The organism is Flavobacterium panici, from assembly GCF_024499525.1.
Classification (GTDB): domain Bacteria; phylum Bacteroidota; class Bacteroidia; order Flavobacteriales; family Flavobacteriaceae; genus Flavobacterium; species Flavobacterium panici.
In genome coordinates this window covers 4,474,419-4,500,565 of the sequence record NZ_CP100437.1, presented here as the reverse complement: position 1 = coordinate 4,500,565, position 26,147 = coordinate 4,474,419, and the positions used below count along the sequence as shown (strand labels likewise).

The following is a 26,147-nucleotide window of genomic DNA, read 5'->3' as shown; positions in this document are numbered from 1 at the left end:
CTTAATAATGAAAAAAATACTTATTGCATTAGCCATCATTTTGGCACCTTTTGCAGCTGAAGCACAAGTAAGAACGCCGCAAGCGAGTCCAAAAGCTTATATCAAACAAACAGTGGGTTTAACGGATGTTGAAGTTACGTACTCAAGACCGGGAGCGAGAGGAAGAGCTGTTTTTGGAAACTTAGTTCCGTTTGGTAAACTTTGGAGAACCGGAGCAAATGAAAATACCGTTATTAATTTTAGTGACGATGTTGTAATTGACGGTAAAACTTTGAAAAAAGGAAAATATGCGATTTATACAATCCCTAAAATCGAAAGCTGGGAAGTTATTTTTTACCTTTCTACAGACAACTGGGGATTACCTGAAAACTGGAACGAATCTTATGTTGTTTTAAAAACTACAGTTAAAGAAAACGCACTGCCAACTCCGGTTGAAACTTTTACAATTGGGATTAATGGTTTGGATCAAAACTTTGCTTATTTAGAAATGGCTTGGGAAAACTCTCATGTTGCTTTAAAATTTGAAGTTCCAACAGCTAAAAATGCAATTGCAAGTATCGAAAAAACATTGGCTGGACCAACTTGGAATGATTATTATGCAGCGTCTCAATATTTATTTTCTTCAAACGGAAATTTAGATACTGCAAAAATATATGTGGATAAAGCATTAGATATGAGTACTGATAAACCTTATTATGTTTCAAGATTAAAATCATTAATCCAGGCAAAACAAGGGGACAAAAAAGGTGCTGTTGAAACTGCTAAACTTTCATTAGCTGCTGCAGAAGCTGCAAACAATCAAGATTACGTAAAAATGAATAAAGACAGTATCGCTGAATGGAGCAGATAATTTCTTGAAAATTTCTATATAAAAATTTCCAAAATCCAAAGCTTTATGAGTTTTGGATTTTTTTTTGAAATTAAAACAGACAGACTTGTCTGTATATTGAAATAATATTTATATTTGTATATCCAAATTTATTGAAGATGCAGCCTAGAGAAAGAATTTTAGAAAAGACTTTTATTTTATTCCATAAGCAGGGTTATAATGCTACGGGAATCAATCAGATTATTGAAGAATCGAAAGTAGCGAAAGCTAGTTTTTACCAACATTTTAAATCTAAAGAAGATTTGTGTGTGGCATTTTTAGAGCAGCGCCATTCTTTTTGGTTTAATGAATTACTAAAATTCACAAATAATGCAGAAGATTCAAATTCTAAAGTTTTAGCCTCCTTTGAATTTTTGATTTACATGAATGAAAAAGAAAATTTTCGAGGCTGCAGTTTTCTAAATATACTTTCAGAGATTCCGCCAGATAATGTTAAGATTCTCAGCGTTATTCAAAGCCATAAAGGTGATTTGCGTAATTTTTTCAGGGATATTTTAAAAGAGGAACTAATATCAGATCATATTTATTTATTATTTGAAAGCTGTATAATTGAAAGTCAGATGTTTAAATCAAACGAGTTAATAGAACAATCAGAAAAAATAATTCAAACTTTAATTTTAAAATAATGGAACAGAAATTACCGCTGCCTCCTTTCACCTTAGAAACGGCAAAAGAAAAAATCCAATTGGCAGAAGACGCATGGAACAGCCAGGATCCGGAAAGAGTTTCAAAAGCGTATACAATAGACAGCGAATGGAGAAACAGAGATAAATTCGTAAACGGACGCAATGAAATTGTTGCTTTTTTAACTGAAAAATGGAAGAAAGAGAGAAATTACAAACTAAAAAAGGAATATTGGGCACATACTGAAAATAGAATTGCAGTACGTTTTGAGTATGAATATCAGGATCTTAATGGCAATTGGTTTAGAGCCTACGGAAATGAAAATTGGGAATTTGACGCTAATGGTTTAATGCAGAAAAGATATGCCAGTATAAATGATCTTAAAATAAAAGAAGAAGACAGGAAATTTAAATAAACTAATTCATACTAGGCGGTTCTGGAATTTTGATCTTTCTTTTGATTTTCTTTACAATTAAAAGATAAAAAGTAATTCCGCCTAAAATTATAAGTAAGGCAATTTGAAGCTGGCCTAAACTATTGTTTTTGCTGTACATTGCATTTGCATTTGCCAGCTTTGCTTTTCCTTCTTTAATTTGAATTTGAGATAAAGATTCTAAAGTTTTTAAAGCTTGTGCGCTCGAATAAGCAATTTTATTCCAGTTTTTGTTTTCAACTTGTTTGTTGATTTCTTTACAAGAACCCAGAAAAGCATCAAAATGTCTTTTCTCGTTATTGGTTAAAACCGTTTTAGCGTACAAATCATCAATATTGTGAATGATGTCTAAAGTATGAATGATTTCATTTTTTTTAATATTATCGCTTAAATCGAGTTTTTCAGCCTCGGATTTTATAAAATGAAGTTGTTTCGAATATTGAAAAATATAATGCGCCACAACTAATCTATCTTTATAAATAGCATTTATATTGTCGTTTACATTTTTAGAATTTCGAAGTGTATTGAAATTTCCCAATAAAATTATCAGCATAACAATCAGCAAGATAAAAGCTGCTTTGGTTTTATTGCTGTATTTTTTATGGTCTTTCATAACGCTCTATTTAAGAAGTGGGTTACTCAAAGATAGAGATTTGTTTAGAATTTTTTCATTGTTTTTCTTTACGCAAAGTTTGTCATTCCGAGGAACGAGGAATCGCACTCGTAACTCGACAAAGATTGGGTCTTTTCTTTGCGTAATTTCTAGTGCGATTCCTCGTTCCTCGGAATGACAAGATTGTGCTTTTTTTTGATTTAAAAGAAAATTTATTTCAATCTAAATTTTTTACCTTCTTTATAACCAATGGGAAAAGTTGGACCTTTTACTCCAAATGGCCCTGAACCATTTTCATTATAATAATATTCTTCTTTATTATCAGTATATCTTCCGGCACATAAAAGATTGAAAGTAGTGCTTTTTCTGCTTGATTTAAGAACATTTATATCAATCCAAACAGGTATTTTATTTTTTCGATAAAGTAGTTCTACAACTTCTTTATCTGTCAAATTCAATCTTATAATTCCTTCATCTTCTGGATAAATATCAAATTGATCCATATTTCCGATGACATTTGGCGGGGTAAAAATTATATTATACTTGAAATCAGTAGTCAATTTATCTTTGACATAATTTTCGGCAAATTTCAGAGCTACAAAACTTGCACCGTTTAAATGAAATAAAAACTCCTCTTTTGTCATTTTATGTCTAGAATTTTCAAACTAACACTCTCATTTAATAATAGTTTAATTTGTTCTTGTATTTCAGGATATTGATTTGTTTTCTCTAAATCTACTATGATAGGTTTTATTTCAGTTGAATAAAGTTCTTTAGTCATATTAGCACATTTAGACGCTCCAAATCGTAAATATTGAAAAACTTTACTTAATCGGTTTTCATTATTAGATTTTAATGCTTCTTTAATGGCAGAAATTCGATTCCACTTTTTATGATTTTCTTTCCACCATTTCTCTGCGTTATTTGAAAGTATTTTTCGATATTCTATTTTCTTTTGGTCTGAAGTTTTCTCCTTCCAATCTACTTCATAATTTCCTTTCTGAATATATTCATTATAATTTCCCTTCATTAATTTCAGTAAAGTTTCATCATTAATTTCAGAATTCTTATAACCAAAATCTTGAAATGTAACCTCTTCGAGAAGCCAGCCAGATCTAACAGAAATCCAATCGAGATCATATGGAATAAAATATCCATGACCATAAAAAACGGTAGTTCCTGGGTAGATTAAATCGGCAGTATCCGTTAATTTTACAAAACTTGTGTCTTTTAAAAGCTTAATTAATTCAGGAATAATAGTTTGCTGATATTTTTTAAGTTCTTCCTTAGCTGGATTTATACTTCCGTAAAATGATTTTTTCTGAAATTCGATAAGCAAACTATCAATTTTTTTTGCTTGTGTATTTTGTGAATATGAGTTTAGGAATATAGCTCCAAAAAGTATTGTTAGATAAAATTTAAGTTTCATTTTTAAATAACGAGTTTAATTAAATAAAATCATAATCTATCCACATAATCCAACCATTTCCTAATCCCCAAACTTCTATCATTGTAGTTTTAGAATGATAACCTATTTTCGATCTATCGAAATTACAGTTGTTTTTTACTAAATACAATGTAGCATTTTTTGTCCAATTAAGTATAAATTCAACTTCTATATCTTTTTTACAATTGGCTTTATATATAGTAAAAGATTCAATACCGAGTTTTTCAAGATCATTTTTAATCTCAGGGTCAATTTTGTTTTCAGGTATACGACGACCAGTTCTTTTGGTTAATTCTTTATCAGCATAAATTTTTTCAGCTACTGTTTCAAATGCAATTTTATTGCTGTAAAATTTATCAATATAGCCCTCTGTGTCTGATTTTGAAACTTCGCAACTAAATAATGCCAAGCTGATTAAAACTGTTAATATTTTAGCAGTTATTTTCATTAACTTATTCTTCTAAAATCAAATCACTATTATCCTTTTTATCTCCTTTAAAAAACAAAAACTGTAAAATCAATGCTAAACCTATAGTCAAAATAGCACCAATAAAATTCAGCCATAAATAACCCAATTTTTCTTGTTTGTAAACCATAAAGTAATAAATGATTATAATTACAAACTGACTTATACAGGCACTAATAAACATAGATTTTGCCTGAACACGTTTTATATAAAAACCAACAAGGAAAATTCCCAAAACGGTTCCGTAAAAGATCGAACCAATAATATTTACAAGCTGAATCAAGTTTTCAAACAAAGTTCCTACGCAGGCAAAAAGGATTGCAATAACTCCCCAAAACAGTGTAAAAAATTTAGTTGCATTAAGATAATGTTTCTCTGATTTTTCGGTTTTGATATTTCTTTTATAAATATCAATCGCCGTTGTCGAAGCTAAAGCATTCAATCCTGAAGCTGTCGATGACATCGCTGCAGAAAGAATAACCGCAAGTAATAAACCAATTAAACCTTTTGGTAAATAATGCAGGATAAAATGGAAAAAAACATAATCTTTATCGTTGGTTTCGCTGTTGCTGTCGGCTCTTGAAATGATTTCTTTGGCACGGTCGCGCAAATCTTTTTCCTTATTCGATAAATTGACTAATTCTTTACGAAGAATCGGATTGTCATAATCCTGATTCAACTGATCGATATATAGTAAGTTAATTACTTTTTTATCTTCAGATAATTTGTCCAGCTTTTTTTCAAGAACATGATATTCTTCTTTATACGCTGATTTTTCAATTACAATTTTGTTATTCGGATTGAAATTTAAAGGAACGGGATTGAATTGGAAAAACACAAAAACCATAACTCCGGTTAACAGAATAAAAAATTGCATCGGCACTTTTAAAAGTCCGTTCATGATTAATCCCATTTGGCTTTCTTTTACCGATTTTCCTGATAAATATCTACCAACCTGAGATTGATCTGTACCAAAATAGGCGAGTGCTAAAAAGAATCCGCCCGTAATTCCACTCCAAATTGTATATTTTTCTTCCGGATCAAAAGAAAAATCTACAATATTCATTTTATCATTTGCTCCGGCAATATGCAGCGCGCTTGTAAAAGTCATATCATTTGGTAAGTAATGCAAAATCAGGAAAAATGTGATAAACATTCCCGACATAATCACAAACATTTGCTGTTTCTGCGTTACGTTTACGGCTTTTGTACCTCCGGAAAAAGTATAAATAATAACCAGAACTCCAATTATAATATTCATACCAGTTAAGTTCCAGCCTAAAAGTGCCGATAAAATTATGGCCGGAGCATAAATCGTTAATCCGGTTCCTAATCCTCTTTGAATTAAAAATAAAATAGCGGCAAGAGAACGGGTCTGAACATCAAATCGTTTTTCAAGGAATTCGTAAGCGGTAAAAACTTTATTTTTATGATAAAGCGGAATAAACGTCAAACAAATAACCACCATTGCAATTGGCAGTCCAAAATAGAACTGCACAAAACCCATTCCGTCATGATAAGCCTGTCCGGGAGTAGATAAAAATGTAATTGCGCTGGCCTGAGTTGCCATTACTGAAAGTCCAACGGTATACCAGGGCGTTTCGTTGTTTCCTAAAATAAAATCTTCAACGTTTTTACTTCCTTTGGTTTTCCAGGAACCGTAACCAACAATGAATAAAAGTGTTACAATAAGTACGATCCAGTCAAATAGCTGCATAGGTTATGAATAAAATTGCATGATTAAGAAAAAAATCACAATGTAAATGAGGTTAGCAACTAAAACATAGGTGTAACTTTTTTTCCATTTTTTTGTTTTTTTTGCTTCCATATTTTTGAAATTATTGCTTTAAATCCTGTTTAGGAGCTTCAAGAGGTTGTTTTAGCGAAATGATATTCGATAATAATCTGTAAGCGCCCGCAACTCCTTCCGGCAGTTCTCTAAAAAAGCTTAGACCAGTGTAAATGTAATATCCTTTTCCATACGGAGCGACTAATAAAGCACCATTTTTAGCAGACTCTCCTTTGTCGTGTGATGAAATAATAGGAGTGAAGGCAGGATCATATTCATCTGGATAATATAAACCTTGTTCTTGTGTCCAGCCTTCAAAATCTTTTGAAGTAATTTTATTTGGCGTATTTAAAACTGGGTGATTTGGTGCTAGGAAAGTGACTTTAGCGTTTTCCTCGGTCACACGGTCGTTTGATAATTTTAACGGATATGGTGCAATTTTATCGGTCACTAATTTGCTGCCGTATGTATTGTATTGCACAATCATGTTTTTACCGCTTTTTACAAAATTAAATAAGATATTTTGTTTGTTTGCCAAAGCGTTTACGGTATTGTAAGCACGAATTCCTGTAATAACAGTGCTGAAAGAATCTAATTTTTCTGGAGTAATTTCTTCTGGCTTTAAGATAGAAACTTTGTATCCCATTTGGGTTAAACTTTCCGGAACTTCGTCGCCGGCACCCATAATATAAGCGATAGCATCACCAGAAGTTTTCAAATCTATTCTAATACATTTTGATTCAGCTGGTTTTAAAACCATTTGTTTTGTAATATGATTGAAATCGATAATAGTCTGGTCTCTGTCAAAACGTTTGTTATCAACAACTGCAATACTTTTTGCTACAACTTCTTCAGGATTTACGGGCGGTGTAACTTCAAAATAAAAAATTTGTTCTGTTCCTTTTTTATCTAAAGCAAATGCAATTTGTTTTGGGGAAACATTCCAGCTTTTTGGTAAATCCAACTGCAGGTTTCCTTTTACATCATCTTTTCCGGCACGAACTTTTACCGGAATCATTTTGCTTTTTGTATCTCTAAAAATCAAAACTTTTTCTAAGATTGAAGTCGTAACTTCTGGAACAATATCCAGGAAATTGTACATTTCGCCTTTTACGCCGTCATTGTATTTGTAAACAACGGTGCGCTCAAACGGAATTTCTACATTATTGATTTTGATATTAAAAATCACTTTTACTTCTCTAATAATATCGGGAATACCAATATTTTGCTGATTTGAAACGGTGTACATTCCAACTGTTGCTTTTTCTTTTAACCAATACGGTTGTGTGTATTCAATATTATAAGGAAGCTGTAACTGCAGACTGATTTTTTGATCGTTATTGTCTTTTAAAATGCTGTTTTGAGCCGTTGTTTTATTGTCTGGCAATGTTGTAACGCTTGTTAATTGCATTTCAACAGAACATCTGTTAATAGCTTCTAAGCTCAAACGAATGCTGCTTCCCGGAGTTGCTTCTTGTTCACTAGAAACTGCTTCAAGATATAAACCGGAACATGAAGCAATGATATTTTTTATGGCCGTTGATTTTAGATTTTTCCAATGTGTATCGTCTAAAGCCTGAATCATAGTGTAAGCTTTCACTAAATCCGGAATACTTGCTGATGGATTACTGAAATTGTATTTGTCAATAATTGAAGTAATTAAATCTCCAACAGGTTTTCCGTTTTTAACACGGTTCCAGCTTGTGTCAATTCCGTCAAATAAATTGTCGCGGTCTTTTGGAGTTTCTCCATTAATAAGTTCAAGATATTCTGTTTCTAAACCACGAACTCCCGTGCTTCCAAAACCTTGTGACTGGTGACGGCTTCGGCTTAAAGCAGCGATTTCCTGATTTGATTTTCCAATTCCGGTATAATATACACCTGTTTCTAACTTGGTAAATTTAGATTTATTAGCGGCATCAAATTTTTCCTGACTTCCGTAAAACCACCAAGACGGATTAAAAAACTGACGTTTTACCTGCCAGGGCGAAACAAATTTCAACTGCTCAGGATAAATTTTTGGATCGTTTGTTAGTTTAAAACTCTCCACACTTAACATGGCAGATGATGTATGATGTCCGTGTGTAGTTCCCGGCGAACGGTGATCAAATCTATTGATAATGATATCCGGCTGAAAATTTCTTATTGTCCACACCACATCGGCTAGGACTTTATCTTTATCCCAAATTTCTAAGGTTTCGTTTGGATTTTTAGAAAAACCAAAATCATTTGCTCTTGAAAAAAATTGTTCTCCGCCGTCTATTTTTCGGGCTTCAATTAATTCCTGAGTTCTAATTACACCAAGTAATTCACGCAATTGCGGACCAATTAAGTTTTGACCGCCGTCACCGCGTGTTAAGGATAAATAACCGGTTCTCGCATTTACTTCATTTGCTAAATACGAAATCATTCGGGTATTTTCGTCATCGGGATGTGCGGCAACGTACAATACAGAACCTAAAAAGTTTAGTTTTTTGATTTGATTGTAAATTTCGACTGCGTTTGGTTTTTGCGGCTGTTGTGCAAATAAGGTTTGAAAACTTATAAAAAATAAAAGAAGTATTTGAACTTGTATTTTTCGCATGGTGTAGTGAAATGGTTTTGAAATGTGTCCCAAAAATACTAATTAAATCTTGGAACAAAATTTAAATGAAATGTTAATGGTAATTTTTGGATATTATTTAGCTGATTTTTAAAATAGAAAAAGAGCGTATTAAAACTTAATACGCTCTTAAATATTTAGATATTATCTTCTTCCGTGGCCATGACCGTGATCGTGATCATCATCGTGTCTATCATGCCCGTGGTGTTTGTCATGCTTGTCGTGTTTATCATAATGTCTGTGATCTCTGTGCTCATAACGACGCTCGTTGTAACCATAAACCGGTCTTGGTCTGTAAGGTCTTTGCGGTGCACCGTGATATCCTTTATAATATTTTACTCTGTGACGATCGAAGTATGTATAAGGAGTTCTTCCGTGATAATCTGTTAAAACAACTTTATAGCCTCCGTATAAATCATAATTTCTGTATTGTCTTGGTAAATAAGTTGCTCTAACCCATCTTCCTCCTCCAAAATAGATAAATTGTGATGCACGTACATCATAATAAGCTTCAATATCTGGAAGATAATAATATTCCATTTCAGCATATCCGGCTGGTCCCCAAGCTGGAGGTGTTCCTATATTAACGTTAACTGATACCTGAGCTTGTGTGGCATTTGCAACCAAAAGAAATAATCCGGCGATTGCTATTTTAATTGTTTTCATTTTTTCTAAAGTTTAATGTTAATCTTTGTTTAAAGATTTTCATATACCGTGCCAAAAATAAAAATACAATTGTATTTCATCGGAGAAAATATGCTTTTTAACGATTAAACTGAAGTTAAATATTCTGTAAAATATTGATTTCTAAAGTGTTTTGCAGAATGAAAAATTTCTAAAAAAAATCTAAATATTTTTTCATTATCGATAATCAACAATTCTTGGTTTGGCAAGTTCAAAACTCTGCAAACCATAATCGGTTGTTTCAAATGTATTGGTTTTGAAAACACTATCACCCTGATAAGGAATACTTGGATAATATGACAGTGACAGCTGGAAATTACTAAAAACCAAATAGTCATTGCTTATTAATAAGCCTAATGTAATTTTTGAATACGGTTTGCTGTCGAACATGGCATTTTTTGGACTTCCTAAAAATGCTATCGTATAATTAAAAAACGGATTTAAACGAAATCCCCAAAGCGCATAAGGAGAATACGTTTGTGTCTGCAGGGATAAAAGGGTTTTACTAGTTCCATATAAAGCGGCGTTGAATCCCGCGAGACCATTTCGTTCGTTTATATTAAGTTCATCGCCAATAATTCCCTCCCGATTTGCACCAATTACAACTCTTGGGTTTACGAATTGTCGCAGTTTCCAGGTTCCCAGATTAAAGAGTTTTGTAAAATAATTCGATTCAAATAAATAAGCCGTCTGATACGTTTTGGATTGATGAAAATAGGTTCCGGCTTCAAAATTCATACTTAAAAAACCTAATCGGTAATAATTTCCAAAAGAAAACTGCGCTCCGGCATAAGGTCTCCAAATTTGATTTTTATACTGATATCCAAAGGTAATTCCGTAAATACGCCCAATTGGAACGTCTTCGGTCTGACCATTTCTAAAAATATAATTGTCTTTAATAAATTTTCGTCTGTTTAATCCAATACCCATCAAAAGCAGTTTTTCATCTGAATAAAAATTAGTTGGATCATATAAGGAATCTGGAGATTCGCTGTAATTCACATTTAAAAAACGTGCCGATGTAATTAAATTGGTAATGGCTTCATTATCATCTTCATAAACTTTTGTGGCTTTACCCACCCAAAAATCCTGAAAATTATTCTTGAAACTCTGAAATGCATAACTCATATCAGGAGCCTGCAGCGAATCTTTTCTAAAGTTCTGTCCAACAAAAACACCGCCTGCCCATTTGGTTAAAGGCGAATAGAAATCCCTTTCAATATCAATACTTTTAGTATAATTATTGTCTAAATCCATGTTGTAATGGAGCGTAGTTCCTATATAGGTATTTTTTATATTGGGAACCGTATACGTAATATCATTACCATTTGCGCCATCGTCAAACCGATTGGTGAAACGATATTCGAGCTGCTGTCCTGTACCAAAAAAATCTTTTTCTTTGAAACCTACACCAACTCTGCTGCTTGATATTGAAAACCGCGGAATGGTACTCCAGGAATCTAAAACCCGAATCGTAACATCAACAGAATCAGATGCCGGACTGGCTAATTCATTAGAAATCCTAACTGCCGTAACATATCTCTGTGAACGAATTAAACGTTCTGTTTCTTGTATTTTATAAGAATCATAAGGAGTATTTCTTTTAAACAAAAGAAGATTGTAAATTGCTATTTTCTTTGTTTTTAAGTGCAGTTTATTTCCGGTTCGTTCTCCCCAGTTTTTTGGCTGCACGGTAGTATCTGTAATAGAATGCCCAAAAGGATCAAGCGTTACAATATTTATTTTTCGAATGATTTTTCCGTTGAAACTTTGAGTGTCACTAGGCTCAATAACTTCTCTTTTTTTAGCTTTTTTTGATCGAAACAGAAGTTTATGTAAGGTTTGGGTGAACTTATTTTTCTTCGAATAGTTTTTTATTTTAGTATAAATCTCTGTACTGTCCTTTTTAGGAGGGTTGTCTTTCTTAGTTTTATCTGTCTGCGCACAAATACTTTGAAAACAAAAGCATAAGAAAATAAAAATAACTATTTTTTTACTTGATAACATTCAGATGGATTTAAACTTATTTTAAAGGCTATTATTCTATGAATTTAAGATAAATAACACGATTTTTTTTAAAATCAACAGATTATTTACTCTTGTACTTTTGCTTTGCGAATTCTCCAGGCAAATTTTCTCGGAATATGATTTCCCATTAAATAACCCCAGGGTTCCAGCGATTCTATTCGGTCAAATATAATTTTCAAAATGGCTAAAAGCGGAATTGCCAGAAACATACCCGAAATTCCGGCCGCCGCACCGCCCACAATAATTCCCATAATGGAAACAAAAGCGTTTATTTCTACTTTTGAATTGATAATTAAAGGCACAAGAAGATTATTGTCAATTAACTGAACAATTACATTGACTATTAAAATCCCAACAATTACTGATGTTTCTCCTGAACCTGTCAATGAAGCCAAAACGGTAATAACTCCTGCAACTAAAATTCCGATGTAAGGAACCAGATTTAAAATTCCCGTTATCAGTCCTAATAAAATGAAATATTTAATACCAATAATCCAAAGTCCTAAACTGGTCAAGACAGAAACTATAATCATTTCCAATATCAAACTCACGATATAATTGTTTATCGAAACTTTGATTTGTGATAGAATATCTTTTAAAGCAGCATGATTTTCTTTGTTTATTAATTTGGCCAAAAACAGTTTGAAATGTTCTTTATATATCAAAAACAAAAACGTATAAATTACAATAATAGTGCTGTCTAGCAGAAGATCGCTTATAGATATTATGGCTGAGCCTAAAGTAGCATTTCCGTTTTTTACAGAGTCTTTTGTAACGGTGTCCAAATATTTTTTCTGTTCGCCAATACTTATCTGGAAATTTTCTCTGATAAACTTATGAATTTCAATTATAAAGGAGTTTGCATTTTTCTTAATTGTATCAAAATCACTTGCCATATTAGTAACCTGATAAGAGATAAAAATAAGAATCCCGCCAATGAATGCCAGAAAAATTAAAACACAAATTATAGCCGCAAGATGTCTTGGGAACTTAAATTTTGTATTTAAAAAGGTAAAAATGGGCAATAGTAAAACCGCAAATAAAAAGGCTAACAAAACGGGCGTAAGAATATCTTTGGTAATGCAAAAAATATAAGCAAATGAAATTAAACTTACTAAGATACACGCAAGTTTTGCATAAAACGGCAACTTTATGGGATGGATCATTTTTGATGAAATTTTTAGATAATGTATAATTGGTTAAGCAAATATTATAATTTCTTTAAATTATAGCGTTTTAGCTTTTTAGTTATACGTTATAAAATTCCCATTCAAAAATTAATCAAAAAATTCTTTCTCTTCGTAGTGTGCCGGCATGATTGAAATTCCCTTTTGCAAAAGCAGATTGTTAGGGAAAATAATCTTTTCGCCTTCTTTTGTTCTCAGGCTGATATGAAAGGTATTAATGTCTTCAATTTCAGCTTCAATTGGGAAATCCTTATCGTGAATTTTTATGGTGTCGCCAATTCTGAAAGGAAAGGAGAAGAACAAAATCATTCCCGAAGTAATGTTGCTCAAAATCGACCATTGTGCAAACATTGCAACGCCAATAACGGTTGCAATCGAGGAAACGGTTAAAAAAATATCCTCAGTATTAACGCCCCAAATCACAATTAAACTAAGCGTTACCAAAATATTCATAAAAATATGAGTGTATTTGATAACCAGATTGGTACGATGTTCTAATAAATGACTTGTAGAAGCAAAACGTCGAATTAATTTGGCAACAATCATTCTTAAAGCGATTAAAGCAATAATAAGAATAAAGGTGGCAAATAATTCCTGAGTATATTCTTTAAAAGAAAACATAAATAAATTTTTACACTAAAGTACTCAAATATTCGTAAACTTTAGCCGTTGGAAGCCCCATAACATTGGTATAAGAACCTTCGACTTTTGTAACTGCCATAAAACCAAACCATTCCTGAATACCGTAAGCTCCGGCTTTATCATAAGGTTTATAATTTTCGATATAATACAAAATCGCTTCATCAGATAAATCTTTGAAAGTAACTTTTGTAATATCGTGCAAAAGAGTAGAAGCAGTATTAGTTTGAAAACAAACAGAAGTAATTACTTCATGCGTTGTACCCGACATTGATTTGATCATTTCAAAAGCATCTTCAGCACTTTTTGGTTTCCCTAAAGCTTTATTTTCATGCCAAACAATAGTGTCGCTTGTTACTAATATTTCGTTTTCTTTTAATTCATCTTTAAATGCGTCCGCTTTCAGTTGTGCGAGAAAATCGGTTATTTCAACTGCTTTTAATTCTGGCGGATAAATTTCTTCGACATCTTTTAAGCGAATTTCAAAATCAAGATCTAAATCCTTAAAAAACTGTTGTCTGCGCGGCGATCCTGAAGCCAGAATGATTTTATATTTTTTAAGCTTTTCTTTAAGCATGGTTTTGAAGGTATTGATGATTTAAGCTGATAATAAGGATTGATAAAATTCCGAAGAATAAAATTAATTTCAAAACAGTACTTAAATGGTGAAAATCCTTTTTGGTTTTGGCACTAAATATTTTTACTATAAAATATAATAAAGGTGCCAGAACAAAAACGAATGTATAAAACGTAACTATCAAAAGATTGTTATCAAAGAAATATTTTTTAATGTAAAGCAGACATAAAATAAATGGAATTATAGCAAATCCCAATGCAATTTTTGCAGCACGGTTTTTTCCAATGGCAATTGGTAAAGTATTCATTCCTTGATTGTAATCGCCATCCATGTCTTCAATATCTTTAACTATCTCGCGTACAAAATTGATCATAAAAGCAAAAAGCGCATAATCTGTCAAAATAGAAAAGAAACTCGCCATTTGTGCCTTATTTTCTAAAGTCGTAGCTGGAAAAAGATCAAAAACACCAATAATTAAAACGCTTATAGCAAGTAAAGCCGCTACTACAAAATTCCCTAAAATCATAATTGATTTTAAAGTTGTAGCATAAAAATAAAGCAGTGAAGCAATCAGAATAAAAAGTGAGGCAAATGTTGGTCTTAAAATAATATTGGCCAAAATAAAACCAATTGCGACACCGGTAACATTAAGTCCGATGTAAATATTAAAAGCCGCCGTTTCAGAAATTCCTTTGCCAATTACAACATTCTGAGGTTTATTAATTGTATCTGTTGCAACATCATAAATATTATTAATTACATAACCTGCTGCAGCGAGTAAAACGGTGCTTAAAACTAAAAGTCCGTATTGCCAGTCTGCTAAAGCCAGCGGAATATCCTGCTGTTTTAAAAAAGCATAACGAAATAAAACCTGCATAAAAGCAAGCATAAGTAGATTTTTATATCGAATTAGTTTTAGGTATTTCATTTTTTTTAGAGTTTCTAAGGTTCTGAGATGCTATCCCGATAGCTATCGGGACTAAGTTTTTTTTTAAGGTTCAAAGGGGTAAAGAGACAGAGGTGCAAAGGTTTTTCTTTTGAAATTTTAAAGATTTAGAAAATAATCTAAAATCTAAAATCACAAATCTAAAATTACCTCTAGTCGTGCTGTCCATTAAAATGTTCCATCCATTTTCCCTGTACTTTCATTACTTGCTCTATAACGTCGCGTGCAGCACCTTTTCCGCCTTTTACGTGTGAAATGTAACGACAGATATTTTTGATTTCAGGGACTGCGTCTTGCGGGCAAGCTGGTAAACTTACTAATTTCATTACGTGATAATCCGGAATATCGTCGCCCATATATAAAACCTGTTCTGGTTTAATATTGTAAGTTTTAGTATATTCTTCGAACGTTTTCACTTTGTCAGGAGTTCCTAAATGAATATCTGTGATTCCTAAATTTTTAAGTCTTACGCGAACGCCTTCGTTGCTTCCGCCAGAAATAATGCAGACATGGTAACCGCTTTCTACAGCCGCTTTCATAGCGTAACCGTCACGAATATTCATCGTACGAAGAATTTCTCCTTCTGTGGTTACAAAAACCGAACTGTCTGTAAGTACGCCATCAACATCAAAAATAAATGTTGTAATGTCGTTCATCATTTCTTTATAACTTTTTGCCATTATGCTGTATAGATTGTGTTAGTATTTTATAAATGTTTTTTTGATTTTCGTTGGTAATAAAATTCAGGTGCGCATCGGTTGTGACAGAATCGTGGCGCTTTGCCGGACCGGTTTGAGCGTCAATTGGATCTAGGGTTTTTATTTTTTCGGCAGTTTCCTGAATCAAAGGTTTTAAAACTTCAAAAGGAACTTGATGTTCTTCGCAAATTTCCTGCCCAATTTGATATAAATGATTCGTAAAGTTATTGACAAAAACGGCTGCAACGTGCAAAGCTTTTCGCTGTTCTGAACTTATGGAAAAAACCGCATTTGAAATGCTTTTCGCCGTTTCTTCTAAAATTTTATAATCATCCTGATTCTCCGTTTCCAAACAAATCGGAATTACTGAAAAATCAACATCTTTAGTTTTAGAAAATGTTTGTAATGGATAAAAAACCCCTTTTCTGTTTTTTGAATCTAAAACATCGATAGAAGTTGTGCCGGAAGTATGAACAACTAATTGGTTTTCAAATGGCAATTGACTTGAAACTTCAGCAATAGCATTATCGGAAACTGAAATGATATATAAATCTGATTCTTTTAAATCTGTAAATTCGGTTACGATTTTATCTGAATCGAGAAGATGACTCAAAGCTTCTTTTTTTCTCGAAAAAGCCTGCACAATTTCAACAAGCGAACTTGCAGAAAAAGCTTTTATTAAATGCTGTGCGACGTTTCCGGAACCAATAATCGTTATTCGAATCATAATCGCAAAATTAACATTATTTTTTCTAAAGAAAATATGGTGGAAGAAAGTTTGCCCACAGATTACACAGATTAAACTGATTTGTACGGATTTATGTTTTATTTATTGGCAAAAAATAAAAGAAATCTAAAAAATAATCCGTTTAATTTGTGTAATCTGTTGCCCAAAACACAATCCTATTATTTGGTTTTTATTAACAAATAACATTTACCTCAAATCAACATTTTTAAGTATTTTTGTGCCACTTTTATACAATGTAATTCCTTAAAAATGGATAAAAAAATATTCTCTTTTTTGTTTTCTACACGATTAATGGCCGTTCTTTTTTTGACATTCGCAATTGCAATGGGTGTTGGAACTTTTATCGAAAGTAAATACAATACCGATACAGCCAGAATTTTAATATACAATACCTGGTGGTTTGAAGCCATAATGTTCATTTTCATGATTAATTTCTTCGGAAACATTAAACGTTATCAATTATTGAAAAAAGAAAAATGGGCTACTTTTTTACTGCACATTGCCTTTGTTTTTATCATTTTAGGAGCTTTTATTACACGTTATATCAGTTATGAAGGAATGATGCCAATTCGCGAAGGCGCATCAGAAAATCAGATATATTCAGATAAAACATTCATCACCATTTTTGTTGATGGTGAATATAAAGGAGAAATGAAACGCAGGGTTTTCGAAAAAAGCCTTTTACTTTCTCCCGTTACTAATAATGATTTCTCTGTTTCAGGAAAATTTGATGAGACTCCGTTTGAAGTTTCATATTCAAAATATATAATGGGAGCGAAGGAAGTGGTTAAACCAGATCCTAACGGAACTTTATATCTTAAATTAGTTGAAGCGGGTGCAGGCGGACGTGAAGAACATTTCCTGAAAGAAGGTGAAGTTCAAAATATTCACAATGTTTTATTTGCTTTAAATAAACCAACACAAGGTGCTATTAATATTAATACAACTGGCGAAAAATATACAATTCAGACTCCTTTTGAAGGTGAATTTATGCGAATGGCAGACCAGTTAAAAGGAAAAGTTACTAAAGACAACGTTCAGCCTTTAATGATGCGTTCTTTATATAGCATTGGAGATATTAGAATTGTTTTCCCGGATCCTGCAATGAAAGGAAAAGTGGATTATGAATCTAGTAATGATTTCAAAGCAAAATCTCATACAGATGCTTTAGTTGTAAAAGTTAAAGCTGAAGGACAGGAAAAAGAAGTAATGGTAATGGGCTCTAAAGGAAGTATTGGAGAACCAAAAACGGTAAAAATTGGTAAAATCGAATACTCTATATTCTACGGAAGTAAAGCCTATGTTTTACCTTTTAGAGTAAAATTGAATGACTTTATCGCAACGAAATATCCGGGAACAGAAAAAAGTTATTCTGCTTTTGAAAGTAAAGTTACCGTTCAGGATTCTACAGAAACTTTTGATGCCGATATTTATATGAACCACGTTTTAGACCATAAAGGATATCGTTTCTTTCAATCTTCATTTGATCCGGATGAAAAAGGAACTGTTTTATCTGTAAACCACGATTTTTGGGGAACTTCTATCACGTATTTAGGATATTTTATGTTATTCTTTGGCTTAATGGCAATTATGTTCACCAAACATTCTCGTTTTGCAGACTTAAAACGTAAACTGGAAAATGTGAAAAAGAAAAAAGAAAAACTAATTACGATTTTAGTTTTAATGATTAGTTTGAGTGGTTTCGCACAAAATCCTCACGTACATTCGCATGAACATGACCACAATCATACTGCAGATCCAAACGATCATGCTAATCACGTTACAGCTCCGCCAAGTCAAAAACAATTAGATTCGTTATTGACGATTTATAAAGCTCCTGAGGCGCATGCGGCAAAATTTGGACGTTTGATTATTCAGGATGCTGGCGGACGTATGAAACCTATTAATACGTTTTCATCTGAATTACTTAGAAAAGTAAGCCACAGCGATAAGTATAACGGAATGAATTCTGATCAGGTATTTTTGTCTATGACGCAATACGCTCAGGTTTGGATTCAGATTCCGCTTATTTATATTAAATCAGGAAACGACAGTATTCGTAAAATTATTGGTATTGACAAAGAAGCAAAATTTGCTCCGTTTGTAAAATTCTTCGATGAAAACGGAAATTATAAATTGTCACCTTATTTAGATGCTGCTTATAAAGCAGGAAATCCGAATCAGTTTGAGAAAGATTATATTGAAACAGATAAAAAAGTAAACTTGATGGAATCTGCTTTAAGCGGCAGTATTTTGAGAATTTTTCCTGTTCCAAATGATCCAAACCATAAATGGGTTTCTTATTTAGAGCGCAATAACAAAGGTTTTAAAGGAATGGATTCTACTTATGTAAATCAAATTCTTCCGTTATATTTTAGTGCCTTAAATAATGGTTCTATTTCTAAAAACTGGGATACGGCCGATCAATTGGTCGAAAGTATAAATGGTTTTCAAAAGAAATTTGGCGCAAAAGTTCGTCCAAGCGAACAAAAAATTGATGCCGAAATTGCTTATAATAAATATGATGTTCTTCAAAAACTACCGTATTGGTATATCACAGCAGCACTATTTATGTTTGTTTTTGTGATTGTCAATATTTTCTTTGAGAAAAAATGGCTTCGTATAACCGTAAATGCTTTTCATATTATAGTTGGATTGTTATTTGCGCTTCACACATTAGCATTAATAGCACGCTGGTATATTTCTGGTCATGCTCCATGGAGTAATGCGTACGAAGCAATTGTATATGTGGCTTGGTCAACAATGTTCTTTGGTTTGGCTTTTGACAGAAAATCAAAATTAACAGTAGCTTCATCTGCTTTCGTTACAGCTATGATTTTAATGGCGGCATACATGAACTGGATTGATCCGGAAATTGCAAACTTACAGCCCGTTCTTAATTCATATTGGTTAATGATTCACGTTGCAGTTATTGTAGCAAGTTATGGTCCAACTGCATTAGGAATGATTTTAGGTTTTGTGGCTTTACTATTGATTTTGTTTACAACTGAGAAAAACAAAGCTAAAATGGAGTTGAACATTAAAGAGATAACTTATATCAACGAAATGGCAGTAACTATTGGTTTGATCATGCTGACTATTGGTAACTTTTTAGGCGGTCAATGGGCAAACGAAAGCTGGGGTCGTTACTGGGGATGGGATCCAAAAGAAACCTGGGCTTTAATTTCGATTATGATTTATGCTTTTGTAATTCACGCTCGTTTTGTTCCTGCTTTACGCGGAAAATGGTTTTTTAATTTAATGACTATGTTTGCCTTTATTTCGATTTTATTTACATATTATGGCGTAAACTTCCATTTAGTTGGTTTACACTCTTATGCAAGCGGAGAAGCGCATTCATTAAACTGGGTTTATTATTCAATAGCAACAATTGCAGTAATTGGTGCTGTGACTTATCCGAAATATCGAAAATATTATAAAAGCAAAAAAAAGTAGTTTTTTGATATAATAAAAGAGGCTGTCCCAACTTTTGAGGCAGCCTCTTTTTTTGGATCAAAACTTTGTTTTATCATTCCATAGGAATGTTTCGTAGGTAGAAAAAAAATAAAGATCAGTAATATATTTACGTTCCTACGGAACGTAAACCCTTTGTAACAATATAATTTTTCTACCAATGAAATGTTCCTACAGAACAAGGAAACATATAAAATAAAAAAGGGACTGCCTCAACTTTTGAGATAGCCCCTTTTTTTGGACCAAAACTTTGTTTTATCATTCCATAGGAATGTTTGGTAGGTAGGAAAAAATAAAGATCAGCAATATTTACGTTCCGTAGGAACGTTTGATGGGACAGATTATTAAAAAAAATATCAAATCAAACGTTCCTACGAAACGTAAACCCTTTGTAACAATATAATTTTTCTACCAATGAAATGTTCTTACAGAACAAGGAAAAATATAAAATAAAAAAGAGGCTGTCTCAAAAGTTGAGGCAGCCTCTTTTTTTGGATCAAAACTTTGTTTTATCATTCCATAGGAATGTTTCATAGATAGAAAAAAGTAAAGATAAGCCACATTTTACGTTCCGTAGGAACGTTTGATAGGGCAGATTATTAAAAAAAATATCAAATCAAACTATTCACTTAACATCACTGGTATACGGATATAAATTGATATGAAAATAATGATACATAAAACCGTAAAGCGTTGCCAACACAACAACAAGCGAAAGCGGTTTAAAATGCCTGACACGTTTTCCTTCAATAAATTCCCGAATAGAATGTCCCGGTCTGGAAAATAACTGTTTTAAGGAATATAAAATTCCCTTGTCAAAATGCAATAATCCGTGTTGAATATCGTGCCATAAAAAATGTGCATTTATTTTATGAGTTTCGGCACTTTGCCCGCAATTATTGCAGTAATGACCTGTATAAACCTGATGACAGTTTTTGCAAGTTATTTCCATATTGATACATTATTTAGAATTTTACTTAAACCCGTTTGGATACATTATCGCCAATAAAACGCAAATCAATAAAAAGTTATATTCAACACCATTTCTTCCGCCGCCTACAACAAACCAGCCTTCCTGAAAATGAACCAGAACAATTCCCATAATCAAAATAAAAATCGTTACAAATCCTGCTGGTTTTACATATTTATTAAACAGTAAAAGTAAAGCCGCAACTATATGAGATAGTTTAATAGACCAGGCCAGAAAAACACCAAAAGGAGCAAAGCCAATCTGATTTAAGTATAAATTTCCAAAATCGTTAATTCCATTATTAAAAATTCCGAAAACCGAATGCGTCAGCAGAATCATTGCAGTGGCAATTCTTAAAAGTAAAGTTCCGTTCATGGTTTAGGATAGTTTTGTTTTTGGTTAAATAAAAAAGCGCATATTAAAAGTAATTAATATGCGCTTTAAATTTATAAGTATTTTAGGCTTTAAACTTTTCCTAAAGTATATAGTTGTTCCATTGTAGGCGTTGGGCTTCCGCCAGCTGGCTCTAAAGTAATTCCAAATGCTTCTGCCGAATCTGTCTGGCTTACAGCAAAGATTTTTTGTGAATTTCCTTCAAAATTATCCAGTAAACCAATACTTGTTGGCGTTAATACCGGACTTAGCTTTAAAGACCAAACTTGATAAACCATTCCTTTTGGAGGCGTTGGTAAACCTGCAGCATCAATATAAGTTGTTTTTGTCTGCTGGTTCCAGTAGACTTTTGCAAAAGATGTTGGAGAAACTGCCTGACCGCCAAGTGTTACGCCGGTATTTTTAATATCTCTTACAATAGTTAAGTTTTTCTCGGTTTGTTTATTCTGTTGATCTAAGAATGCATAATTTCTTTCGATTTTATTTTTCTCATTTCCAACTTTAGAGATTGTTTCTTTTGATTTAGTTAATTCTAAAGTTTGGTATCCAAAACCTAACAATAATAAAACTGCCGCTGCCCAGCCCACATATTGTGTCCAGTTTGATGCAGGTTTTATTTCGACAACTTTACCATGTTTAAGTTCTAAACGAGCTTTAATTTTTTCGAAATTCTCAACAGAGTGGAAAGGAGCGAAGCTTGATGATAGGGCCACAATAGCTCTTTCAATCGCAATTATTTCGTCGTCTACTTCCTTGTTGTTTTTTGCCAGTTCGGCAATTTCCAGATTTTCCTTTTCGGTTAATAAACCGTAAACATAAAGTTCTAGAGTTCCTGATTCAATATATTCTTGTGCTTCCATTATATTTTTAAATAATTTCTTAAATCGTTAATACAGTTTCTGTTTTGAGTTTTGATAGTTCCCAGTGGCAGTGCCAATTCTTCTGAAGCTTCTTGCTGGGTATATCCTTTGAAAAATAATAAATCAATAATCTCTATACATTTTGGTTTCAGTTTCTTTACGAACTCCTGAATTCCAATTGTATCAATTCTATTAATTAATTTATTACTGTCATCTAACAGATTTACGAAATTATCCGAGGAAAGGTTTTTTTGGCTGTTATTAAAATTTTTGGATCTCAGCTTGTCAATCGACGTATTCCTAGCTATATTAAGGATCCAGGTGTAAAATCGGCCTTTACTTTCGTTATAAGAATCGATGTTTTTCCAGATTTTTACAAAAACTTCCTGCAAAACGTCTTCGGCTTCTTCACGATTTTTGATTAAAACATTAATGACTGAAAATAAACTTTTTGAGTACATATCGTACAAGTGGGTAAAAGCTCTTTCGTCTTTTTTGTAAATTAAAACTAATAATTCTTCTTGACTCATAGATTTGGATTTAAAGCTTAAATATAATTTTATCGAAATTTTCTTATAACGTGAGATAAAGATAATTTATTTTTTTGTGAAAAAAATATTTTTTTTTGTAGTTAAAACCTTAGATAAATAAAGGCTTCAGATAAAATTTAGAAAAAAAGTGCAATTTTTTTTACTTTTTTTAAATCCAAAAATAAACCCTTTTCGTATATAACATTATAGATGGAAAAATGAAAAAGGGAAAGATTAAGCAATTACTAAAATTGTTTTTTTTTAAAGTTAAAAATTATGCGCGGGATAGAAAAATTTAAAATATTAATTGTGGGTTTAACAACCGTTTTATCGCTGATAAATTTTACCAATAAAGATTTTAAAAATGAAATCGTTCAAAATGAACTAAATAAAAATATTGAATAGTTGATGTCCTCGGACTTCCAACTGAAAATCAAAAACACTAATAGTAATCACGCATGCTAAACGAACTGAAATTTCCACTATAAACGCCATAGATAATTGAATTAGTGCGATTAAGATTAAAGATTTTCATTATAACCGGGGCATCAACTATAGTTTTAAAATATAAAAGAGACAAATAATTAATTCATGGTTTGATTTGTTTGTATGGGGGGAAGCCCGGCGTCTGATTAACGCCGGGCTTCATTTTTTATTTAACTTATTATTAATAAAAATAAAAGCGGCAAAAATATTCAGCAATACAGATTTTAATTAATTTTATGAAAAAATTATACAATGAAAAAAATACTATTTATAGCATGCAGTGCCTTACTTTTATTAAGTGCACCAACTCAGGCTCAAACAAGCACAAACAAATTATCTAAATCAGATAAAGCTATGGCAAAAGAAAATATTTATCAGTTTAAAGTGGAAGATTTATCAGGTAATACTTTTGATTTTGCTTCTTTAAAAGGCAAAAAAGTCCTAATCGTAAACACAGCTTCAAAATGCGGATTAACTCCTCAATACAAAGACCTTGAAGCGGTTTACAAACAATACAAAGACAAAGGTTTTGTAATTGTAGGTTTCCCGGCAAACAATTTTGCATCTCAGGAACCTGGAACAAACAAAGAAATCGAAACTTTCTGTCAGCAAAATTACGGTGTAACTTTCCCAATGATGGATAAAGTTTCTGTAAAAGGCGACGATATGTGTGAGGTTTATAAATTTCTGACTCAAAAATCTAAAAACGGTTTACAGGATTCTGAAGTAGAGTGGAATTTCCAAAAATACTTAATCAACGAAAAAGGAGAATTGGTAAAAGTAATTAAACCAAAAACTTTAGTTACAGATCCAGAAGTTATCAATTGGATCAAGAGTTAATTTAGAGTTTTTAGATAAAAAAATCCCCAAATTTGAATTCATTTCAAATTTGGGGATTTTTTTTTAGGTTCAAAGTGACAAAGATGCAAAGAGACAAAGGTTTTCCTCAAAGTCTTGTCATTTCGACGAACGAGAAATCGCACTAGTATTTCCTCAAAGAAAATCGCCAATCTTTGTCGAGTTTCTTGTGCGATTTCTCGTTCCTCGAAATGACAAAAAAGCGAAAAGAAAAAAATCCGTGACAATCCGCGCCTTCGCGATAGCGAACCCGTAAAATCCGCGTACTATTTACGCCAATATCCGTATTCGATTTTTCTTCCAAGTTTTCAGAATCGAAAAAAAATCCGTAAAATCCGCGTGCAATCTACGCCAATATAAGCTGCATAAAAACCAAATCCAGCCAATGATCAAACTTATATCCAACTTCACGAATCGTCCCGATTGCTACAAATCCAAATTTTTCATGAAAAGCAATACTTCCCGCATTATCCGCATCGATAGCACCAATCATAACGTGATAACCTTGTTCTTTAGCCAAACGAATTAATTCAGTTAATAATTTAGAGCCAATTCCTTTTCCAATAACATTATCAACCACATAAACAGAATGCTCAACAGTATATTGATAGCCAATTTTTTCACGAAACTGACCATAACTCCCAAAACCAACAACTTCGCCATCTAAATCTGCTACAACAATAGGAAGGTTTTTAGCTTTTTTATCTTCAAACCATTTTGTTTGTACTTCAAGAGTTTGAATATCATAACTATAATTTGCCGTGGTATGCAGGATAGAATGATTTACAATATCAAGAATTTTCCCTAAATCGTTTGTGGTTGCAGGTCTAAGAATAAGGCTCATGGTTTTAATCTTTTAAAATTTCACTTCACAAACATTAGTGTTAATTCGTGAAATTCGTGTTTATTATTTTAAGTTTATTTAGAATTTAGTTCAGCCAGTAAAGTATCAATATCTTTGGTGTTCCAGCCCATTTCTTTACCAATAGCTTTGGCATCTTTAGCATATTTTAATGCCTGTTTTTTGTCTTTTATTTTATTATAAAGTCGGGCAATGAGTAAATTTCCATCGTAAGAATCCGTTAATTCTAAAGAATGCTTTACCCAAGAAATTGATTTTTTCAAACTTTCGGCATCACTAATATGTTTTAAATAAGTTTGCCCGATATCTTTTAAGAAACTAGCATCATTCCAGACTAATTCTTCAGTATCTTCCAGAGTGACTTTTTTGTAGAAATCCCATTTTTCAGTACGTTCTGCCAGCGTTAAATCAAATTTAAAAACAAGAGAATCCGTTTTTTGCAATCGAATTGATTTTGCAATTTCTCTTTGTTTATAATAATTTATAGTATCCAAATTATCCACAAGCGGACGAAGTAATTCGTTTACAATACTTTCTACTTTTCGGTCAACACGATTTTGCGATGCTACAGCAGCAAATTCTTTTTGATGTTTTAAAACATATTGAAATTCTCTCGAATTAATATCAGTAACACCATTGGCAATTACACGCCAATTGGTTTCACTTACCAATTGAGAATCTGATTGTGTCTGCAGATATATATGAGTAGGAATCGATAATTCTGTTCTGTCTTTTCCTTTTTTTAATGTATTCAAATAAGTAAAGAATTTTGTTGAATTACTAGGATCAGCCAGAAAATCTTTTTCTAAATATGGAAGCTGTAATTTAGGATTTAAAGCATAATTGGCTTCCGCCAGAAAATCTTCTTTTTTCATTTCGCCTTTTAAAGCATACAAAAGAGTTTCATTTGCATCTAAAAATAAAAATGCCGGAAGTGAAGTCGTTTTAAACTTATTTTTAAGCGCTATTCCTTCTTCTTTTTCAATGTTTTTCCAAACGCAGATGTAATTTTTATTTAAAAAATCCATTACATTTTGATCGCTGAAAACTTCTTTTTTCATTTGGTTACAATGCGGACACCAATCTGCATATAACATTACAAAAACAGGTTTCCCTTGTGTTTTAGCATTTTCAAGGGCCGTTTTGTACGTTATTCCGTCAACAGCAAATTGATTTTGAGAGGTTACAGTTTGCAGTGAAACGAAAAGAAAAAGTAAATATAAATAACGCATAAAGGGTTAATTTTAATAAAGAAATTCTGTTTTACAAATATATTCCCTTTTTACAAAATCAGTCTTAATATCTTCCTAATATATAAGTTAAATAAAGCGCGAAGTTTGTAAC

25 protein-coding genes are annotated in these 26,147 nt (G+C 32.3%); 5 read left to right on the top strand and 20 right to left on the bottom strand.

Annotated elements, in window-relative coordinates:
* Positions 1–7: 7 nt before the first annotated feature.
* The 3 genes from NLJ00_RS19040 (at position 8) to NLJ00_RS19030 (ending at position 1,928) form a co-directional block, all read left to right on the top strand.
* The gene (locus NLJ00_RS19040; RefSeq protein ID WP_180861905.1) at positions 8–850 is read left to right on the top strand and encodes a DUF2911 domain-containing protein; all 843 of its coding nucleotides are present in this window, start codon (positions 8–10) and stop codon (positions 848–850) included.
* A 137-nt stretch (positions 851–987) separates the two neighbouring features.
* The gene (locus NLJ00_RS19035; protein WP_256634990.1) at positions 988–1,515 is read left to right on the top strand and encodes a TetR/AcrR family transcriptional regulator; all 528 of its coding nucleotides are present in this window, start codon (positions 988–990) and stop codon (positions 1,513–1,515) included.
* Positions 1,515–1,928 carry a nuclear transport factor 2 family protein gene (locus tag NLJ00_RS19030; protein WP_256634989.1) on the top strand — a complete coding sequence of 138 codons (414 nt, stop codon included), beginning with the start codon at positions 1,515–1,517 and terminating at the stop codon, positions 1,926–1,928. Before NLJ00_RS19035 ends, NLJ00_RS19030 begins: the two co-directional genes overlap by 1 nt.
* A 1-nt stretch (position 1,929) precedes the next feature.
* On the opposite strand, the gene NLJ00_RS19025 is transcribed toward NLJ00_RS19030, so the two are convergent.
* The 14 genes from NLJ00_RS19025 to NLJ00_RS18960 form a co-directional block, all read right to left on the bottom strand.
* A complete protein-coding gene (locus NLJ00_RS19025; RefSeq protein WP_256634988.1) occupies positions 1,930–2,559 on the bottom strand; it encodes an MCP four helix bundle domain-containing protein in 630 nt (209 codons plus the stop codon).
* Positions 2,560–2,771: 212 nt separating this feature from the next.
* Positions 2,772–3,203, bottom strand: coding sequence for a hypothetical protein (locus NLJ00_RS19020; RefSeq protein WP_256634987.1), 432 nt, complete (start codon positions 3,201–3,203; stop codon positions 2,772–2,774).
* A complete protein-coding gene (locus tag NLJ00_RS19015) occupies positions 3,200–3,988 on the bottom strand; it encodes a hypothetical protein (protein WP_256634986.1) in 789 nt (262 codons plus the stop codon). The genes NLJ00_RS19020 and NLJ00_RS19015 overlap by 4 nt, the downstream gene beginning before the upstream one ends.
* A gap of 19 nt (positions 3,989–4,007) precedes the next feature.
* Complete coding sequence (locus NLJ00_RS19010; protein WP_180861899.1) at positions 4,008–4,454, bottom strand: hypothetical protein; 447 nt, start codon at positions 4,452–4,454, stop codon at positions 4,008–4,010.
* 4 nt (positions 4,455–4,458) lie between these two features.
* On the bottom strand, positions 4,459–6,189 hold the full coding sequence (locus NLJ00_RS19005) for a sodium:solute symporter (RefSeq protein ID WP_256634985.1): 1,731 nt from the start codon (positions 6,187–6,189) through the stop codon (positions 4,459–4,461).
* Between the two features lie 121 nt (positions 6,190–6,310).
* The gene (locus NLJ00_RS19000) at positions 6,311–8,845 is read right to left on the bottom strand and encodes a PIG-L family deacetylase (RefSeq protein WP_256634984.1); all 2,535 of its coding nucleotides are present in this window, start codon (positions 8,843–8,845) and stop codon (positions 6,311–6,313) included.
* 162 nt (positions 8,846–9,007) lie between these two features.
* On the bottom strand, positions 9,008–9,529 hold the full coding sequence (locus NLJ00_RS18995) for a hypothetical protein (RefSeq protein WP_256634983.1): 522 nt from the start codon (positions 9,527–9,529) through the stop codon (positions 9,008–9,010).
* A gap of 195 nt (positions 9,530–9,724) precedes the next feature.
* A complete protein-coding gene (locus NLJ00_RS18990) occupies positions 9,725–11,554 on the bottom strand; it encodes a BamA/TamA family outer membrane protein (RefSeq protein ID WP_256634982.1) in 1,830 nt (609 codons plus the stop codon).
* A gap of 86 nt (positions 11,555–11,640) precedes the next feature.
* A complete protein-coding gene (locus NLJ00_RS18985) occupies positions 11,641–12,741 on the bottom strand; it encodes an AI-2E family transporter (protein WP_053474164.1) in 1,101 nt (366 codons plus the stop codon).
* A 111-nt stretch (positions 12,742–12,852) separates the two neighbouring features.
* Positions 12,853–13,383 carry a mechanosensitive ion channel domain-containing protein gene (locus NLJ00_RS18980; protein WP_053474163.1) on the bottom strand — a complete coding sequence of 177 codons (531 nt, stop codon included), beginning with the start codon at positions 13,381–13,383 and terminating at the stop codon, positions 12,853–12,855.
* Between the two features lie 10 nt (positions 13,384–13,393).
* Entirely contained in the window at positions 13,394–13,978 is a 585-nt protein-coding gene (locus tag NLJ00_RS18975) for a Maf-like protein (protein ID WP_256634981.1), read from the bottom strand.
* Positions 13,971–14,906: a geranylgeranylglycerol-phosphate geranylgeranyltransferase gene (locus NLJ00_RS18970; protein WP_256634980.1), complete on the bottom strand. Its 936-nt coding sequence runs from the start codon at positions 14,904–14,906 to the stop codon at positions 13,971–13,973. The genes NLJ00_RS18975 and NLJ00_RS18970 overlap by 8 nt, the downstream gene beginning before the upstream one ends.
* Positions 14,907–15,076: 170 nt before the next feature.
* Complete coding sequence (locus NLJ00_RS18965) at positions 15,077–15,604, bottom strand: KdsC family phosphatase (RefSeq protein ID WP_180861885.1); 528 nt, start codon at positions 15,602–15,604, stop codon at positions 15,077–15,079.
* Positions 15,588–16,349 (bottom strand): Rossmann-like and DUF2520 domain-containing protein, encoded by a 762-nt coding sequence (locus NLJ00_RS18960; RefSeq protein ID WP_053474159.1) that lies wholly within the window; start codon positions 16,347–16,349, stop codon positions 15,588–15,590. The genes NLJ00_RS18965 and NLJ00_RS18960 overlap by 17 nt, the downstream gene beginning before the upstream one ends.
* 270 nt (positions 16,350–16,619) lie before the next feature.
* On the opposite strand from NLJ00_RS18960, the gene ccsA reads away from it, so the two are divergent.
* Positions 16,620–19,826 carry a cytochrome c biogenesis protein CcsA gene (gene ccsA / locus NLJ00_RS18955; protein ID WP_256634979.1) on the top strand — a complete coding sequence of 1,069 codons (3,207 nt, stop codon included), beginning with the start codon at positions 16,620–16,622 and terminating at the stop codon, positions 19,824–19,826.
* Between the two features lie 643 nt (positions 19,827–20,469).
* Here ccsA and NLJ00_RS18950 read toward each other — a convergent pair.
* From NLJ00_RS18950 to NLJ00_RS18935, 4 genes are all read right to left on the bottom strand, one after another.
* Positions 20,470–20,796: a DUF3667 domain-containing protein gene (locus NLJ00_RS18950; RefSeq protein WP_256634978.1), complete on the bottom strand. Its 327-nt coding sequence runs from the start codon at positions 20,794–20,796 to the stop codon at positions 20,470–20,472.
* Between the two features lie 21 nt (positions 20,797–20,817).
* On the bottom strand, positions 20,818–21,189 hold the full coding sequence (locus NLJ00_RS18945; protein WP_256634977.1) for a DoxX family protein: 372 nt from the start codon (positions 21,187–21,189) through the stop codon (positions 20,818–20,820).
* An 89-nt stretch (positions 21,190–21,278) separates the two neighbouring features.
* Positions 21,279–22,067 (bottom strand): anti-sigma factor, encoded by a 789-nt coding sequence (locus tag NLJ00_RS18940; RefSeq protein WP_256634976.1) that lies wholly within the window; start codon positions 22,065–22,067, stop codon positions 21,279–21,281.
* Positions 22,067–22,597 carry an RNA polymerase sigma factor gene (locus tag NLJ00_RS18935; protein WP_053473258.1) on the bottom strand — a complete coding sequence of 177 codons (531 nt, stop codon included), beginning with the start codon at positions 22,595–22,597 and terminating at the stop codon, positions 22,067–22,069. The genes NLJ00_RS18940 and NLJ00_RS18935 overlap by 1 nt, the downstream gene beginning before the upstream one ends.
* A 738-nt stretch (positions 22,598–23,335) precedes the next feature.
* Between NLJ00_RS18935 and NLJ00_RS18930 the strand changes: the two genes are divergently transcribed.
* Positions 23,336–23,923: a glutathione peroxidase gene (locus NLJ00_RS18930; RefSeq protein WP_256634975.1), complete on the top strand. Its 588-nt coding sequence runs from the start codon at positions 23,336–23,338 to the stop codon at positions 23,921–23,923.
* A gap of 364 nt (positions 23,924–24,287) precedes the next feature.
* Here NLJ00_RS18930 and NLJ00_RS18925 read toward each other — a convergent pair whose 3' ends face one another.
* Together NLJ00_RS18925 and NLJ00_RS18920 are read right to left on the bottom strand one after the other, a co-directional pair.
* Complete coding sequence (locus tag NLJ00_RS18925) at positions 24,288–24,785, bottom strand: GNAT family N-acetyltransferase (protein ID WP_180861865.1); 498 nt, start codon at positions 24,783–24,785, stop codon at positions 24,288–24,290.
* Between the two features lie 74 nt (positions 24,786–24,859).
* Positions 24,860–26,035, bottom strand: a complete 1,176-nt coding sequence (locus tag NLJ00_RS18920; protein ID WP_256634974.1) for a thioredoxin family protein — start codon at positions 26,033–26,035, stop codon at positions 24,860–24,862.
* Positions 26,036–26,147 lie beyond the last annotated feature (112 nt).

Excerpts from the sequence above, each read along its gene's own strand:
- NLJ00_RS19040 (WP_180861905.1), top strand. The coding sequence starts at position 8 with ATGAAAAAAATACTTATTGCATTAGCCATCATTTTGGCACCTTTTGCA.
- NLJ00_RS19035 (WP_256634990.1), top strand. The coding sequence starts at position 988 with ATGCAGCCTAGAGAAAGAATTTTAGAAAAGACTTTTATTTTATTCCAT.
- NLJ00_RS19030 (WP_256634989.1), top strand. The coding sequence starts at position 1,515 with ATGGAACAGAAATTACCGCTGCCTCCTTTCACCTTAGAAACGGCAAAA.
- NLJ00_RS19025 (WP_256634988.1), bottom strand. The coding sequence starts at position 2,559 with ATGAAAGACCATAAAAAATACAGCAATAAAACCAAAGCAGCTTTTATC.
- NLJ00_RS19020 (WP_256634987.1), bottom strand. The coding sequence starts at position 3,203 with ATGACAAAAGAGGAGTTTTTATTTCATTTAAACGGTGCAAGTTTTGTA.
- NLJ00_RS19015 (WP_256634986.1), bottom strand. The coding sequence starts at position 3,988 with ATGAAACTTAAATTTTATCTAACAATACTTTTTGGAGCTATATTCCTA.
- NLJ00_RS19010 (WP_180861899.1), bottom strand. The coding sequence starts at position 4,454 with ATGAAAATAACTGCTAAAATATTAACAGTTTTAATCAGCTTGGCATTA.
- NLJ00_RS19005 (WP_256634985.1), bottom strand. The coding sequence starts at position 6,189 with ATGCAGCTATTTGACTGGATCGTACTTATTGTAACACTTTTATTCATT.
- NLJ00_RS19000 (WP_256634984.1), bottom strand. The coding sequence starts at position 8,845 with ATGCGAAAAATACAAGTTCAAATACTTCTTTTATTTTTTATAAGTTTT.
- NLJ00_RS18995 (WP_256634983.1), bottom strand. The coding sequence starts at position 9,529 with ATGAAAACAATTAAAATAGCAATCGCCGGATTATTTCTTTTGGTTGCA.
- NLJ00_RS18990 (WP_256634982.1), bottom strand. The coding sequence starts at position 11,554 with ATGTTATCAAGTAAAAAAATAGTTATTTTTATTTTCTTATGCTTTTGT.
- NLJ00_RS18985 (WP_053474164.1), bottom strand. The coding sequence starts at position 12,741 with ATGATCCATCCCATAAAGTTGCCGTTTTATGCAAAACTTGCGTGTATC.
- NLJ00_RS18980 (WP_053474163.1), bottom strand. The coding sequence starts at position 13,383 with ATGTTTTCTTTTAAAGAATATACTCAGGAATTATTTGCCACCTTTATT.
- NLJ00_RS18975 (WP_256634981.1), bottom strand. The coding sequence starts at position 13,978 with ATGCTTAAAGAAAAGCTTAAAAAATATAAAATCATTCTGGCTTCAGGA.
- NLJ00_RS18970 (WP_256634980.1), bottom strand. The coding sequence starts at position 14,906 with ATGAAATACCTAAAACTAATTCGATATAAAAATCTACTTATGCTTGCT.
- NLJ00_RS18965 (WP_180861885.1), bottom strand. The coding sequence starts at position 15,604 with ATGGCAAAAAGTTATAAAGAAATGATGAACGACATTACAACATTTATT.
- NLJ00_RS18960 (WP_053474159.1), bottom strand. The coding sequence starts at position 16,349 with ATGATTCGAATAACGATTATTGGTTCCGGAAACGTCGCACAGCATTTA.
- ccsA (WP_256634979.1), top strand. The coding sequence starts at position 16,620 with ATGGATAAAAAAATATTCTCTTTTTTGTTTTCTACACGATTAATGGCC.
- NLJ00_RS18950 (WP_256634978.1), bottom strand. The coding sequence starts at position 20,796 with ATGGAAATAACTTGCAAAAACTGTCATCAGGTTTATACAGGTCATTAC.
- NLJ00_RS18945 (WP_256634977.1), bottom strand. The coding sequence starts at position 21,189 with ATGAACGGAACTTTACTTTTAAGAATTGCCACTGCAATGATTCTGCTG.
- NLJ00_RS18940 (WP_256634976.1), bottom strand. The coding sequence starts at position 22,067 with ATGGAAGCACAAGAATATATTGAATCAGGAACTCTAGAACTTTATGTT.
- NLJ00_RS18935 (WP_053473258.1), bottom strand. The coding sequence starts at position 22,597 with ATGAGTCAAGAAGAATTATTAGTTTTAATTTACAAAAAAGACGAAAGA.
- NLJ00_RS18930 (WP_256634975.1), top strand. The coding sequence starts at position 23,336 with ATGAAAAAAATACTATTTATAGCATGCAGTGCCTTACTTTTATTAAGT.
- NLJ00_RS18925 (WP_180861865.1), bottom strand. The coding sequence starts at position 24,785 with ATGAGCCTTATTCTTAGACCTGCAACCACAAACGATTTAGGGAAAATT.
- NLJ00_RS18920 (WP_256634974.1), bottom strand. The coding sequence starts at position 26,035 with ATGCGTTATTTATATTTACTTTTTCTTTTCGTTTCACTGCAAACTGTA.